13 protein-coding genes are annotated in these 14251 nt (G+C 73.4%); 12 read left to right on the plus strand and 1 reads right to left on the minus strand.

Annotation, left to right across the window (positions count from 1 at the left end):
- Positions 1-46 precede the first annotated feature (46 nt).
- The 7 genes from ACF08N_RS03530 to helR all read left to right on the plus strand — a co-directional run bounded on the left by ACF08N_RS03530 (position 47) and on the right by helR (position 8543).
- On the plus strand, positions 47-1417 hold the full coding sequence (locus ACF08N_RS03530; protein ID WP_392322907.1) for a wax ester/triacylglycerol synthase family O-acyltransferase: 1371 nt from the start codon (positions 47-49) through the stop codon (positions 1415-1417).
- A gap of 125 nt (positions 1418-1542) precedes the next feature.
- Entirely contained in the window at positions 1543-2640 is a 1098-nt protein-coding gene (locus ACF08N_RS03535) for an aldo/keto reductase (protein WP_392322908.1), read from the plus strand.
- Positions 2637-2963 carry an L-rhamnose mutarotase gene (locus ACF08N_RS03540; protein WP_392322909.1) on the plus strand — a complete coding sequence of 109 codons (327 nt, stop codon included), beginning with the start codon at positions 2637-2639 and terminating at the stop codon, positions 2961-2963. Before ACF08N_RS03535 ends, ACF08N_RS03540 begins: the two co-directional genes overlap by 4 nt.
- Positions 2960-3802, plus strand: coding sequence for an amidohydrolase family protein (locus ACF08N_RS03545; protein ID WP_392322910.1), 843 nt, complete (start codon positions 2960-2962; stop codon positions 3800-3802). The genes ACF08N_RS03540 and ACF08N_RS03545 overlap by 4 nt, the downstream gene beginning before the upstream one ends.
- Before the next feature lie 78 nt (positions 3803-3880).
- Positions 3881-4741, plus strand: coding sequence for an Fpg/Nei family DNA glycosylase (locus ACF08N_RS03550; RefSeq protein WP_392322911.1), 861 nt, complete (start codon positions 3881-3883; stop codon positions 4739-4741).
- A 181-nt stretch (positions 4742-4922) separates the two neighbouring features.
- A complete protein-coding gene (locus ACF08N_RS03555; protein ID WP_392322912.1) occupies positions 4923-6158 on the plus strand; it encodes a glycosyltransferase in 1236 nt (411 codons plus the stop codon).
- 189 nt (positions 6159-6347) lie between these two features.
- The gene (gene helR, locus ACF08N_RS03560) at positions 6348-8543 is read left to right on the plus strand and encodes an RNA polymerase recycling motor ATPase HelR (RefSeq protein WP_392322913.1); all 2196 of its coding nucleotides are present in this window, start codon (positions 6348-6350) and stop codon (positions 8541-8543) included.
- 113 nt (positions 8544-8656) lie between these two features.
- On the opposite strand, the gene ACF08N_RS03565 is transcribed toward helR, so the two are convergent.
- Positions 8657-9325, minus strand: coding sequence for an anti-sigma factor family protein (locus ACF08N_RS03565; RefSeq protein ID WP_392322914.1), 669 nt, complete (start codon positions 9323-9325; stop codon positions 8657-8659).
- A gap of 158 nt (positions 9326-9483) precedes the next feature.
- On the opposite strand from ACF08N_RS03565, the gene ACF08N_RS03570 reads away from it, so the two are divergent.
- The 5 genes from ACF08N_RS03570 (at position 9484) to ACF08N_RS03590 (ending at position 14228) form a co-directional block, all read left to right on the plus strand.
- A complete protein-coding gene (locus tag ACF08N_RS03570) occupies positions 9484-10311 on the plus strand; it encodes a LytR/AlgR family response regulator transcription factor (RefSeq protein ID WP_392322915.1) in 828 nt (275 codons plus the stop codon).
- A 149-nt stretch (positions 10312-10460) separates the two neighbouring features.
- Positions 10461-10730: a hypothetical protein gene (locus ACF08N_RS03575; RefSeq protein ID WP_392322916.1), complete on the plus strand. Its 270-nt coding sequence runs from the start codon at positions 10461-10463 to the stop codon at positions 10728-10730.
- Between the two features lie 155 nt (positions 10731-10885).
- Positions 10886-11266 carry a hypothetical protein gene (locus ACF08N_RS03580; protein ID WP_392322917.1) on the plus strand — a complete coding sequence of 127 codons (381 nt, stop codon included), beginning with the start codon at positions 10886-10888 and terminating at the stop codon, positions 11264-11266.
- Positions 11267-11268: 2 nt separating this feature from the next.
- Positions 11269-13002: a cation acetate symporter gene (locus tag ACF08N_RS03585; protein ID WP_392322918.1), complete on the plus strand. Its 1734-nt coding sequence runs from the start codon at positions 11269-11271 to the stop codon at positions 13000-13002.
- Positions 12999-14228: a sensor histidine kinase gene (locus tag ACF08N_RS03590; protein ID WP_392322919.1), complete on the plus strand. Its 1230-nt coding sequence runs from the start codon at positions 12999-13001 to the stop codon at positions 14226-14228. Before ACF08N_RS03585 ends, ACF08N_RS03590 begins: the two co-directional genes overlap by 4 nt.
- Positions 14229-14251 lie beyond the last annotated feature (23 nt).

Below are 14251 nucleotides of genomic sequence, written 5' to 3' on the forward strand. Positions count from 1 at the left end.
AGCTGTTGACTGCGACTCCCGGCCTCCCAGGAGACATGAGGACCACGTGAGCTCTGAGCTTCTCGCCCCGCTGGACCTGGCGTTCTGGCATCTGGAATCCACCGGCCACCCGATGCATCTCGGCGCCCTCGCCCTCTTCGGCCCCCGGCCCGGCGGCGAGGCGGCCGACGGCGTCCTCGGCCTGCTCGCGGACCGCGCCGCCGCCATTCCGCGACTGAGGATGCGGGTGCGCGACGTCCTGCTTCCCGTCGGCGGAGCCGCCTGGAGCACCACCAAGGACTTCGACGTACGCCGCCACGTCCGGGAAGTGGGTCTGACCGGCGACGACTTCGCCGCCGAGGTCACCGCGGCGGCCGGTGAACTGATGGAACGTCCGCTCGAACGGGGACTGCCCCCGTGGGAGATGTACCTCCTGCGCGGCCCTCGCGACGAAGGCTTCGCCGTCCTCGTCAAACTCCACCACGCCCTCGCCGACGGCATGCGCGCCGTCGCCATCGGCGCGGGCATCTTCGACGAGATCGCCGACGCCCGCCATACCGGGAGCCGCCGTGCGCGCCCCGTGCCCCCGCGCTCCTGGCTCGCCGGACCCCGTGTGCTCGCCGACCTCGCCCAGAGCCGTATCGAGGAGCTGGGCCGCGCGGTCGGTGTCGGCGCATCCGTCGTACGCGCCAGCCGGCTCGACCCGCGCGGACTGCCCGCCCTGACCGCGGCCCCGAGCGGCACCCGCCGGCTCGGCACCGCCGTGCTGCCGCTGGACGACGTGCAGCAGGTGCGCCGCGTCGCGGGCGGCACAGCCAACGACGTCCTCCTCGCCGTCGTCGCCGGCGCGTTGCGGCGCTGGATGCAGGAGCGCGGCGAACGGCTGCCCGCCGCCGGCCCACGCGCCCTGGTGCCGGTCTCACGCCGCCGCCCCGGCAGCCCGTCCGGCTCGGGCAACAAGCTGTCCGCCTACCTGCTCCAGCTGCCCGTCGCCGAACCCGACCCCCTGGCGCGCCTCGCCTCCGTCCGGAGGGCGATGGACCGCAACAAGGCGGCGGGCCCGGCGCGCGGCGCCGGTGCCGTCGCGCTGCTCGCCGACCAACTGCCGCCCTTGGCACACCGGTTCGGGGCCCCGCTCGCCGGCGGTGCCGCCCGGATGCTCTTCGACGTCCTCGTCACCAGCGTGCCGCTGCCCCGTTCGGCCCTGTCCCTCGGCGGCTGCCCCCTGCGTGAGATCTACCCGATGGCGCCGCTCGCGCGGGGTCAGTCGCTGGCCGTGGCCATGTCGACGTACGGCGGTCAGGTGCACATCGGACTGGTCGCCGACGGCAAGGCGCTGCCCGACCTCGACCGTCTGGCGGACGCGACGCGGGAGGAGCTCGACGTGCTGCTCGATCTCGTCGGCGGCGAGGTGGCACGCGAGGGCGCGGTGCGATAGATCGGACCGATGGCCGGTATGGCTCGGGGATTTGCCGTGCATGGGTGTTGACTCCGCCGTAGTGGTCCGATGAATATGCGGTGACCGAAGGTCGCCCGGACCCACGGCGAAGGGGCAGCAACGGGATGCGACGCAGCATGCTCGGACGCGGCACGGTGGAGATCACCCGACTCTCCTTCGGCGCGGCGGCGATCGGCAACCTCTACGCCCCCGTCGACCCCGACGCCGCGGCCGCCGCCGTCGACGCCGCCTGGGACACCGGTATCCGCTCCTTCGACACGGCACCCCACTACGGGCTGGGCCGGTCCGAACGGCGCCTGGGCGAAGCGCTGCGCGGACGGCCCCGGGACAGCTACACCCTGTCCACCAAGGCCGGGCGGCTCCTCGAACCCTGCCCGGCCGAAGGCGACGACCTCGCCCACGGCTTCGCCGTCCCCGCCGACCACCGCCGTGTATGGGACTTCAGCGCCGACGGCATCCGCCGCAGCATCGAGGACAGCCTGGCCCGCCTCGGCCTCGACCGCGTCGACATCGTCTATCTGCACGATCCCGACGACCACGAGGACGATGCCTTCCGGTACGGCTACCCGGCCCTGGAGAAGCTGCGCGCCGAAGGCGTCGTCAGGGCCATCGGCGCCGGCATGAACCAGTCCGCGATGCTCACCCGCTTCCTGCGCGACACCGACGTCGACGCCGTCCTGTGTGCCGGCCGGTACACCCTGCTGGACCAGAGCGCCCTGACCGAACTCCTGCCGGAGGCGGCGGCACGGGGCAGGAGCGTCGTCGTCGGCGGAGTCTTCAACTCCGGACTGCTCGCCGATCCCCGCCCGGGCGCCCGCTACGACTACGCCGCTGCCCCGCGGCCCGTCCTCGACCGGGCGCTGAGGATGAAGGAGATCGCCGCCCGCCACGGCGTACCCCTGCGGGCCGCGGCCCTGCACTACTCCCTCGGGCATCCCGCCGTCGCCGGTGCGGTGATCGGCTGCCGCAGCGCGGCCGAGGTGCGCGACACGGCGCGCCTGTACGCCGCGCAGGTGCCGGCGGCCCTCTACGACGAACTGCGCGCCGGGGGACTCCTGCCCACGGCGCCACCACCACCCGCGCCCGGCCCGTCGGGTCCGCCGCTTCCGTCAAGTCAAGGGCGCGGTCCGTCGAGTCAGGAGTCCGGCCCGCGCGGTGGGGCCGCGCCCGGCCCGGACCGCAACCCGGAGGTCACCGGATGAAAGTCGCCCTGCACACCAAGGTCCGCGCCGACCGTGTCGACGCCTACGAACAGGCCCACCGCGAGGTCCCCGAGGCCCTCACCGACGCCATCCGTGCCGCAGGCGTCACCTCCTGGACCATCTGGCGCAGCGGCACCGACCTCTTCCACGTCCTCGAATGCGACGACTACGCCCGCCTGCTCGCCCAGTTGGAGCACCTGCCCGTCAACGTCGCCTGGCAGACCCGCATGGCCGGCCTCCTCGACGTCGCCCACGACTACTCCTCCGACGGCACGAACGCCTCGCTGCCCGTCGTGTGGGACCTTCGCACGGACAGCCGGTGACCGTCGTCGACGCCCACCACCACGTGTGGGACCTCACCGTCCGGGACCAGGAGTGGATCACCGGCACGGACATGGCCCCCATCCGCCGCAGCTTCTCGGTCGACGACCTGCGCCCCGAGGCGCACGCCGCCGGAGTGGACGCGACCGTGCTCGTCCAGACGGTGTGCGTCGCCGAGGAGACCCCCGAGCTCCTCGCCCTCGCGGACTCCGACGGCCTCGTCGCCGGGGTCGTCGGCTGGACCGACCTCACCGCGCCCGACGTCGCCGACACCCTGGCCGCCCTGCGCGAACTCCCGGGCGGCGCACGGCTCGTGGGCATCCGCCACCAGGTGCAGGGCGAGCCCGACCCGCGGTGGCTGGTGCGACCCGACGTGCTGCGCGGACTGGAGGCGGTCGCCCGCGCGGGGCTCGCGTACGACCTCGTCGTGCTGCCGTCCCAGCTGCCCGCCGCCGCCGAGGCCGCGGCCCGGGTCCCCGAACTCACCTTCGTGCTCGACCACCTCGGCAAGCCGCCCGTCGCCTCCGGCGCACTCGACCCCTGGGCCGGGGCGGTACGCGCGCTCGCCGCGCGGCCGAACACGGTCTGCAAACTCTCCGGACTGGTGACGGAGGCCGATTGGAGCCGCTGGACCGTGACCGGCCTGCGGCCGTACGCGGACACCGTGCTCGACGCCTTCGGACCGGACCGGCTGATGTTCGGCTCGGACTGGCCGGTGTGCCGGCTCGCCGCCTCCTACGGCGAGGTCCTCGACGCGGCCCGGCAGCTCACGGACGCCCTCGGCGAGGACGAGCGACGGGCCGTGTTCGGCGCGACGGCCACCCGCGTCTACGGCCTGTGACTTCCGCCCCGACCGCCCGCGGCACCGGTACGGGCCGCAGTCGGTGCGGCGGGCCGCCCCATGCGGCAGTGTGGAGACATGCCCGAACTGCCCGAGGTCGAAGCACTCCGAGAATTCCTCGACGGCCACCTCGTCGGCCGCGAGATCGCCCGCGTCATGCCGCTGGCCGTCAGCGTCCTCAAGACGTACGACCCGCCGCTGACCGCGATCGAGGGGGCCGCCGTCACGGCCGTCGACCGGCACGGGAAATGGCTCGACATCACCGCCGGCGAACTGCACCTGGTCGTCCATCTCGCCCGCGCGGGCTGGCTCCAGTGGAAGGACGAGTTCCCCGCGACGCCGCCCCGGCCGGGCAAGGGGCCGCTCGCCCTGCGTGCGGTGCTGACGGACGGCGCCGGCTTCGATCTCACCGAGGCGGGCACCACCAAGCGCCTCGCCGTGCACCTCGTACGCGACCCCGCCGATGTGCCCGGCGTGTCCAGGCTCGGCCCCGACCCGCTCGCCGACTCCTTCGACCGCGCCGCCTTCGCCGCCGTACTCGCGGGGGAGCGGCGCCAGATCAAGGGCGCGCTGCGCGACCAGAGCCTGATCGCAGGCATCGGCAACGCCTACAGCGACGAGATCCTGCACGCGGCGAAGATGTCGCCCTTCAAGCCGGTCCACAACCTGGACGAACACGAGACCGACGTGCTCTACGAGGCGCTGCGCACCACGCTCTCCGAGGCCGTCGCACGTTCGCGGGGCGTGGCGGCCGGGCGGCTCAAGTCGGAGAAGAAGAGCGGCCTGCGGGTGCACGGGCGTACGGGGGAGCCGTGCCCGGTGTGCGGCGACACCATCCGCGAGGTGTCGTTCAGCGACTCGTCCCTGCAGTACTGCCCCACGTGCCAGACGGGCGGGAAGCCGCTCGCCGACCGGAGGCTGTCGCGCCTGCTGAAGTGACGGTGTCGTCCAGTGACGGCGTCGTCCGTCCACGGTGGACGACAAAAACAAAGGCAAGGAGGTTTCCCACTCCTTGCCACTCTCAACTTATAGCGCACCGGGGGGCTTGCGGCAAGGCCCCGGTCGTACCGCAGAATCATCGACTCAAGGCCAGGAGCTGCGGATATGGGGGATACACGACGTGCGTGTGGTGTTGTCGACGTATGGGTCGCGCGGGGACGTCCAACCGATGGCGGGACTCGCGGTGCGGTTGCGGGAACTCGGCGCGGAGGTGCGGGTGTGCGCGCCGGCGGACGAGGAGTTCGCGAAGCTGCTGGGCGGCTTCGGCGTGGAACTGGTGCCGGTCGGCCCGTCGGCGCGCGCGCTGACGACGGAGGCGCCGCCGCCGTCGTCCCTGCCCGAGCGCGCGGCCGCGGTGATCGCCTGCCAGTTCGACGCGGTCATCGCGGCGGCCGAGGGATGCGACGCGATGGTGGCGACGGGCATGATGCCGGCCGCGGCCGGCGGGCGGTCGGTGGCCGAGAAACTGGGCATCCGCTCCGTGTCCGTGACCTTCCAGCAGCTCACCCTGCCGTCGCTGCGGCGCCCGCCGCTGGCGTATCAGGGCCGGCCGTTCCCGCCGGAGGTGACCGACAATCGGGTGCTGTGGGACCTGGACGCCCAGAGCATCGACGCGCTGTTCGGTGAGGCGCTCAACACCAACCGGGCGTCGATCGGCCTGCCGCCGGTGGACAACGTCCGCGACTACGTCATCGGCGACCGGCCGTGGCTGGCGACGGACCCGGTCCTGGACCCGTGGCAGGAGACACCGGACCTCGACGTCGTGCAGACCGGCGCGTGGATCCTGCCGGACCAACGTCCGTTGCCTGCCGAGCTGGTGTCGTTCCTGGACGCCGGCGAACCACCGGTGTACGTGGGCTTCGGCAGCATGCCCATGCACGGCTCGAAGGACGCCGCCCAGGTGGCCATCGAGGCGGTCCGCGCGCAGGGCCGCCGCGTACTCGTCGGGCGCGGCTGGGCCGACCTGGGCCTGATCGACGACCAGGACGACTGCTTCGCCGTCGGCGAGGTCAACCATCAGGCACTGTTCGGCCGGGTGGCCGCCGTCGTGCACCACGGCGGCGCGGGCACGACGACGACGGCCGCCCGGGCAGGCGCGCCCCAGGTGGTGGTACCCCAGCTGGCTGACCAGCCGTACTGGGCCCACCGGGTGGCCGACCTGGGCATCGGGGCGGCACACGACGGTCCGACTCCGGCCTTCGCGTCCCTCTCGGCCGCGCTCGGGACGGCCCTGACCCCCGAGACCCGCGCCCGGGCGAGGGCGGTGGCCGGCGAGATCCGCACCGACGGGGCGACGGTGGCCGCGAAGCTGCTGCTCGAAATGATCGGCCGAGAGAGGCCGACAGCGTCCGCGTGAACCCCGCGGATCATCCCGCCAGGACCCGTAACACGAGAACCTGCGAACCCTGGCGACCTGTACCGGCAACGACCACGGGGTCCACGTCAGGCGGAGCGTTGCCCGCCGTGGCCACCCCGTTCGTCACGCCGGTCCAGGCGCCTTGCCGCGCGCCATGGCCGCACGCGGCCGCACATCGGAGCTGATGCCGTGAACCCCCTGACCACCAGCGCTTTCGACCTTCCCGACCACCTCTCCCCCAAGGCCGATCCGACGTTGATCGCCGGCGACGAGCAGCACTTCGCGGCCATCGCGGTGTGCCTCGAGCAGTCGATCGCCGAACTGTCCGACCGCCTCGAAGCCGAGCGCAGGGCGCCCGGCGGCATCGGTCAGCAGGCGATGGACCGGGACGCGGAGATCCACCGGCTGACCGCTCGCCTGCGCGCGCTGCGCCGCTTCGGTCTTGACCTGTGCCTCGGGCACATGGTCGGTGCGGACCACCCCGAGCCCGTATACGTAGGACGGCTCGGCCTCACCGACAGCACGGGTCGTCGGCTGCTGGTCGACTGGCGCTCACCCGCGGCCGAGCCGTTCTTCGGAGCCACCCACGCCAACCCGATGGGACTGGCAAGCCGCCGCAGGTACCGCTGGACCCGCGGCCGGATCAGCGACTACTGGGACGAGGTGTTCACCTCGGACGGTCTTGTCGGAGACGAGCTGATTGGGCGCTGCGCCGGGCACGCCGCGCTCGACGACCAGTCCGCCTTCATCGCAAGCCTCGGCAGCAACCGGTCGCCACGGATGCGCGACGTGCTCGGCACCATCCAGGCCGACCAGGACGCCGTCATCCGCGCGGGATCCCGCGGTGCTCTCGTCGTCGACGGCGGTCCGGGTACGGGGAAGACCGTCGTCGCCCTGCACCGCTCCGCCTACCTCCTCTACTCCGACCCCCGCCTGGGTCACCGCCGGGGCGGCGTGCTGTTCGTCGGTCCGCACCGGCCCTACCTGAACTACGTCGCCGACGTCCTGCCCAGCCTCGGAGAGGAGGGCGTGCAGACCTGCACCCTGCGGGACCTCGTCGCCGAAGGAGCCGCGGCAGCGGTCGAGGCCGACTTGGACGTGGCCCGCCTGAAGTCCTCAGCGGACCTGGTGAAGGCGATCGAGACGGCCGTCAGGTTCTACGAGGAGCCGCCCGCCGAGGGGATGACGGTCTCGACCGACTGGTCCGACATCTGGCTGAGCGCAGACGACTGGGCCGTGGCGTTCGACGCGGCGGAAGGTACTCCGCACAACGAGGCGCGCGACCAGATCATGGAGGAGCTGGTCGCGATCCTGGTGGACAAGTACGACGGCGACACCTCGCCCGACCTCGTCCGCAAGTCGCTGCTGCAGAACAGGGATCTGCGCACGGCCCTCCACCGCGCGTGGCCGCTGATCGAGGCGGCCGACCTCGTCGGAGACCTCTGGTCGGTGCCCGCCTACTTGCGCAAGTGCGCTCCCTGGCTCAGCCGCGACGACGTGCAGAGGCTGCAGCGCGCGGACGCCCAGGCCTGGACGGTGTCCGACCTGCCGCTCCTCGACGCGGCCCGGCAACGCCTCGGCGACCCGGAGGCATCACGACGCAAGCGCCGGCGTGAGGCCGCACTCTCCGCCGAACGCGAGCGCATGGCCAGGGTCGTCGACGACCTGATCGAGGTTGCCGACGACGAGTACGGGACGGGCCTGGTGACGATGCTCCGCGGCGAGGACTTCCAGGACGCCCTGGTCGACGCGACCGCGTCGGCCGGCACCGACCTGGACCGGCTCGCCGGCCCGTTCGCGCACATCGTCGTGGACGAGGCCCAGGAACTGACCGACGCGGAGTGGCAGATGCTGCTGCTCCGGTGCCCGTCGAGGAGCTTCACCGTCGTCGGGGACCGTGCCCAGGCCCGGCACGGGTTCACGGAGTCGTGGCAGGAACGGCTCGAGCGGGCCGGGCTCGACCGGATCACCCTGGCATCGCTGAGCATCAACTACCGGACGCCGGAAGAAATCATGGCGGAGGCCGAGCCGGTCATCCGGGCCGTGCTCCCGGACGCCAATGTGCCGACCTCCATCCGGAGCGGCGGCGTCCCCGTCGTCCACGGATCCGTTTCGGACCTGGACTCGGTCCTCGACACCTGGCTCGCCGCACATGCCGACGGGATCGCCTGCGTCATCGGCGCCGGTGACATCGGGGAGGACACATACCGGCCGACGACGTCCCGCGTCCGGTCGCTGACCCCGGAGCTGTCGAAGGGGCTCGAATTCGATCTGGTCGTCCTCGTCGACCCGGAGGAGTTCGGCACGGGCATCGAAGGTGCGGTCGACCGCTATGTGGCGATGACCCGGGCGACCCAGCAACTCGTCATCCTCACGAGCCCCTGACCTCGGCCGCGGGGACACCCGCGCCCGGCCGCCTCGGACGGCCGGGCGCGGGTTCCGTTCGCTCGGGTCCCCCCGAAGGAGCGCCGGGCCGGCGGCGCGGCACCCGTCCCTGCTCACCCGCCGATGGACAGCAGCCGCTCGCCGCGGTCGCCGCGCACCTCCCACCTGCCGATCTCCGCCGTGTGCAGGCCGGTGGTCCCCTCGATGTCCAGGGGGCCCGCGTGTCCGGGGCCGTCGGCCACGCCGTACCCGCCGGCCGGCACCCACCAGCTGAGCACCGGATGCTCCACCCCGTCCTTGCCGATCGCAACGAGCCGGCAGGTGCGCGGCCCCGGCAGCCCCGCCAGGCGCATCGCCACCGACGTCCCCCACCCCCGGTCCTCCAGGGCCACCGACGCCCGCACCCCGGTGACCGGGTCGGCCGCCACCACCCGCTGCGGTGCGGGCCGCGCGCCGTCCCGCGCCGCCACCACGGCGGCGGGCAGGCCGACGATCAGCACGGCCGCCGCGGCCGCCAGCCGCATCCGCCGCCTGCGGCCGCGCCGCCGCTCCAGCGCCACCTGCCGGGTGAGCCGGTCCAGCAGCCGGGGGGAGGGGCGGGCGTCGGTACGGGTGGGTCCGGCGAGTTCGGCGACGGCCTGGGCGACGGCGGTGAAGTCCGAGAGCCGGACCGTGCACATCACGCACTCGGCGAGATGCTCCTCGAAGCGGAATGCGTCGGCGGGTTCCAGGACGCCCAGTGCGTAGGCTGCCACATCCTCGTGCGGCTGCTGGCGGCTCATGGGGGTCCCTCGATTCCTGATGTTACGGGCGGTCACCCTGGAATACGCAGCAGGAAGGCGCTCTGCTCAACCCGGCGGCCGAGGCGTCCGACGCGATCGCAAACCCGTACCGGAAGGGGACGTGGTCCCGGTCCCGAGGCACGCCTACACTCCGCACCATGCTGCGCGTACTGGCCGTCGACGACGAGAAACCGGCGCTCGAGGAACTGCTCTACCTCCTGCGGGCCGACTCCCGGATCCGCAGCGCCGAAGGGGCCACCGACGCCACCGAGGCGCTGCGGCGCATCGGACGGGCACTGGAGGCGGGGCCGGACGGCGACGACGCCATCGACGTCGTCTTCCTCGACATCCACATGGCCGGGCTGACCGGGCTCGATGTCGCGCGACTCCTCGCCGGGTTCGCCAGGCCGCCGCTGATCGTGTTCGTCACCGCGCACGAGGGCTTCGCCGTGCAGGCCTTCGACCTCAAGGCCGTCGACTACGTGCTCAAGCCGGTGCGGCGGGAACGGCTGGCGGAGGCGGTTCGCAGGGTCCGGGACCTGATCGTGCCGCAGCGCGACACGCAGCGCGCCCAGCCCGTGCCGGCCGCGCCGCCCACGGTCGTGCCCGGGCCCGGCCCCGAGCAGATACCGGTCGAACTGGGTGGTGTGACCCGATTCGTACCGGTCGACGACATCACCTACGTCGAGGCCCAGGGCGACTACGCGCGGCTCCACACGGCCGAGGGCAGCCACCTGGTGCGCATCCCGCTGTCCACGCTGGAGGAGCGCTGGGCCTCGCGGGGCTTCGTACGCATCCACCGCAGCCACCTCGTCGCCCTCGGCCGCATCGACGAACTCCGTCTGGACGCCGGGACGACGACCGTCCGGGTCGGCACCGCCGAACTGGCGGTCAGCCGCCGCCATGCGCGCCAGCTGCGCGACCTGCTGATGCTGCCGCGTGGCCACAAGGGCACGGGCGGGCCGGCTCCGGACGCCCGCGGCTGACCGTTCGACGGCCGCGAGGGGCCGTTCGTCGCAGGCTGCGGGCCGTACGGCGACGCACCCGGCCCGCTGGGCGAGGCACCCTCCACCGCGCTCCCGGCCGCCGCGCCGCGGACCCTAACCTTGATCGCGCCGGGGGAAGAAGGGGCCTGATGTCCGACATCGAAGCACTGCTGGACGAACTGAACGGACTGCCCTCGGCGCGTCCCTCGGGCCCGGCCGAACTGGAGGCGCTGCTCGCCGTCGCCCGCAGCGCGGCGGGCCGCTGGGCGGACGTCCTGGAGGACATCCGCGAGGCGTCCAGGGGCCTCGCGGGTCCGCGTACGGAAGCGGCTCTGGAGGTGGCGTTCCGCAGGGCGGAGGAGTCGTACGTGGAACTGGAGATCGCCCTCAGCGCGTGCGCCGGCCCCGGGACCCGCTGACCCGGCGGCCTCCCGGGACCCACTGACCGGCACCGGCCCCCGGACCCGCAGGGCCCCCTGGCTGCTCTCACGGCTCGCCCCTACCGGGCCTGATCGACGCTGCGTAGACTCCCCATCCACCCGCCTTCGCCGACAGACGCTGGAGCGGACGGAACATGTCAGCAGAGCAGCCCCCGCGCCGCGAGGTGGTCACCGGGGTGCCACGGGCCGCCCGGCGGCCTCCCGGGCACGCGCCCGCGCGGTACGAGATCAGCGAGCAGACCACGCTCGGCACCACCTACGTGCGCTCCTTGATGCGCAGCCAGCTGCGGGCCGCGCTCTGGGCCCTCGGCGCCCTCGCGGTTCTCGTCGGTACGCTGCCGCTGCTGTTCGCCCTGCCCGCCGCCCTCGGCGGGCCGTCCGGCTCCCCGGCCCCCTTCGTCTGGGCCGCCCTCGGCTTCGGCGTCTACCCCGTCATGTGGCTGGTCGCCCGCCGGTACGTGCGCCGGGCCGAGCGCAACGAGCGCGACTTCACCAGGCTCGTCGAAGGCCGCTGACCGTGAACCAGACCTACGCGGTGGCCGCGGTCACCGTCGTGGTGCTCGCCACCGTCCTCATCGGCGCCCTCGGCCTGCGCATATCCCGCACCACCTCCGACTTCTACGTCGCCTCGCGCACGGTCAAGCCCGGCCTCAACGCGGCGGCGATCAGTGGCGAATACCTGTCCGCGGCCTCCTTCCTCGGGATAGCCGGGCTGGTCCTGCTCCAGGGGCCGGACATGCTCTGGTACCCGGTCGGCTACACGGCCGGCTATCTCGTCCTGCTCGTGCTCGTCGCCGCCCCGCTGCGCCGCTCGGGCGCCTACACGCTCTCCGACTTCGCCGAGGCCCGCCTGGAGTCCGCCGCCGTCCGCAGGCTGGCGTCCCTGTTCGTCGTCGGCATCGGCTGGCTGTACCTGCTGCCCCAGCTGCAGGGCGCAGGGCTGACCCTGGAGATCCTCACCGGCGCCCCGGACTGGCTCGGCTCCCTCGTCGTGGCCGTCGTTGTCACCGGTGCCGTCGCGGCCGGCGGGATGCGCAGCATCACCTTCGTCCAGGCCTTCCAGTACTGGCTGAAGCTGACCGCGCTGCTGGTGCCCGCCCTGTTCCTTGCCGCCGCCTGGGTCGGCGACGACGCCCCCCGCGCCCGCTTCGACGCGCCCGCGGTGCTCCGCGAGGCCACCGACGTCCGGATCGGCGACACCGTACGCGTCGACCTCGACGGACCGCTCACCCTCTCCGTGACCGGCGCGGTCGACAGCACCCGCCACCACGGCGAGAAGGTCACGCTCGGCGAGGGCATCCACCGCATCGAGGCGGGGACCGTGCTGCGGCTGCCGAAGGGCGCGGAGGTGCCCGAACGGACCGGCTCCGGCACCGACCCGGTCAGCTGGTCCCAGCCCCTGTCCGGCGGGCGGGACGGCTACCAGCTGTACGCGACGTACGGGCTCATCGTCGCCACGTTCCTCGGCACCATGGGCCTGCCCCACGTCGCCGTCCGCTTCTACACCAGCCCCAACGGCCGGGCCGCCCGCCGCACCACCCTCGTCGTGCTTGGCCTGATCGGCGCCTTCTATCTGCTGCCCCCCGTCTACGGGGTCCTCGGCCGCGTGTACGCGCCCGAACTGGCGTTGACCGGCGCCGCCGACGCCGCCGTGCTCGTGCTCCCCGAGCGGGTGATCGGCGGGCTCGCGGGGGAGCTGCTCGGCGCGCTGCTGGCGGGCGGGGCCTTCGCCGCCTTCCTGTCCACCGCGTCCGGGCTCACGATGTCCGTGGCCGGGGTCATCAACCAGGACGTCCTGCCCTCGCGCGGCGTACGGCACTTCCGGCTCGCGACCCTGGTCGCCATGGCCGTCCCGCTGGGGCTGTCCGTGGTGACGAGCAATGTGCCGGTCGCCGACGCGGTCGGGCTCGCGTTTGCCGTGGCCGCGTCGTCCTTCTGCCCGCTGCTCGTGCTGGGCATCTGGTGGCGCCGGCTCACCCCGCCCGGAGCCGCCGCCGGCCTGGTCCTCGGTGGCGGCGCGGCCCTGACCGCGGTCATGGCCACACGGGCGGGTCTCGCCCCGGACGGCTGGCCGCACACGCTGATGGCATGGCCCGCGCTGTGGTCCGTACCGCTCGGCTTCCTGACGATGGTGGCCGTCTCGCTGGCCACCGCGCGCCACATACCCGCCGGCGCCGCCGCGATCCTCGCCCGGCTGCACCTCCCCGAGGACCTCGCAGGCCGCCCGCAGCCCGAAGGAGCCGAGCGATGACCGGTACGGAAGCGGCCGCGCTGGCCGCGGCGGGGGCGGTGCTGCTCGCCGTCGGGGTCGCGCTGGGCCTCGCCCTGGGCAGGGCCGGTGCCCGGCGCGGCGTGCGGCCGGACCTCGACCTCGGCACGCCCGTCGAGCACGCCACCTTCCACACGCTGCACACCGCCTCCCTCGCCGCCCCGCCGCTGCGCGCGGGGCTGACCGAGGACACGGCGCGCAAGGCGGCACGGCGGCTGCGTTCCCTCCTCGGCACCGAGGCCCTGTGCCTGACCGATCGCGACCGGGTCCTCGCCTGGGACGGATCCGGCGCCGACCACCACGAGCGGCAGGTGATGGTGCGGGTGGCCCAGGTCCTGGACTCGGGGCGCAGCCAGAGCGTGCGCTCCGAGTGCGACGACCTGGAGTGCCCGCTGCGCTGGGTGGTCATCGCGCCGCTGACCGGCGAGGAGGGCGTGCTCGGCGCCCTGGTGGCCTACGGCTCGCGCGAGTCGGCCGTGCTGGTGCGGGCGGCGACCGAGGTCGCCCGCTGGGTCTCCGTGCAACTGGAGCTGGCCGAACTCGACCGCTCCCGCACCCGGCTGATCGAGGCGGAGATCCGCGCCCTGCGCGCCCAGATCTCCCCGCACTTCATCTTCAACTCGCTCGCCGCGATCGCCTCGTTCGTCCGGACGGACCCGGAGCGTGCCCGCGATCTGCTGCTGGAGTTCGCCGACTTCACCCGCTACTCCTTCCGCCGGCACGGCGAGTTCACCCACCTCGCGGACGAGCTGCGCTGCATTGAGCAGTATCTGGCGCTCGCGGGCGCCCGCTTCGGCGACCGGCTGAAGGTGACGTTGCAGGTCGCCCCCGAGGTGCTCCCGGTGACCCTGCCGTTCCTGTGCCTGCAGCCGCTCGTCGAGAACGCCGTCAAGCACGGCCTGGAGGACTCCCGGCACGAGTGCCGGATCATGATCGCGGCGCAGGACGCCGGCCCGGAGGCCACGGTGACGATCGAGGACGACGGCGTGGGCATGGACCCCGATGTGCTGCGCGCCGTCCTGGCGGGGGAGCGGTCCACCTCGTCGGGCATCGGCCTGCTGAACGTCGACGAACGGCTGCGCCAGGTGTACGGCGACGACTACGGGCTCGTCATCGAGACGGCCGTCGGCGCCGGCATGAAGATCACGATCCGGATCCCCAAGTACCGCGCGGGCGTCCACTCCTCGGCGGTCCGGCGCGCCGACTGAGGACGCAGCGTCACGTCCGTCCC

The organism is Streptomyces sp. NPDC015127, from assembly GCF_043080095.1.
GTDB lineage: Bacteria > Actinomycetota > Actinomycetes > Streptomycetales > Streptomycetaceae > Streptomyces.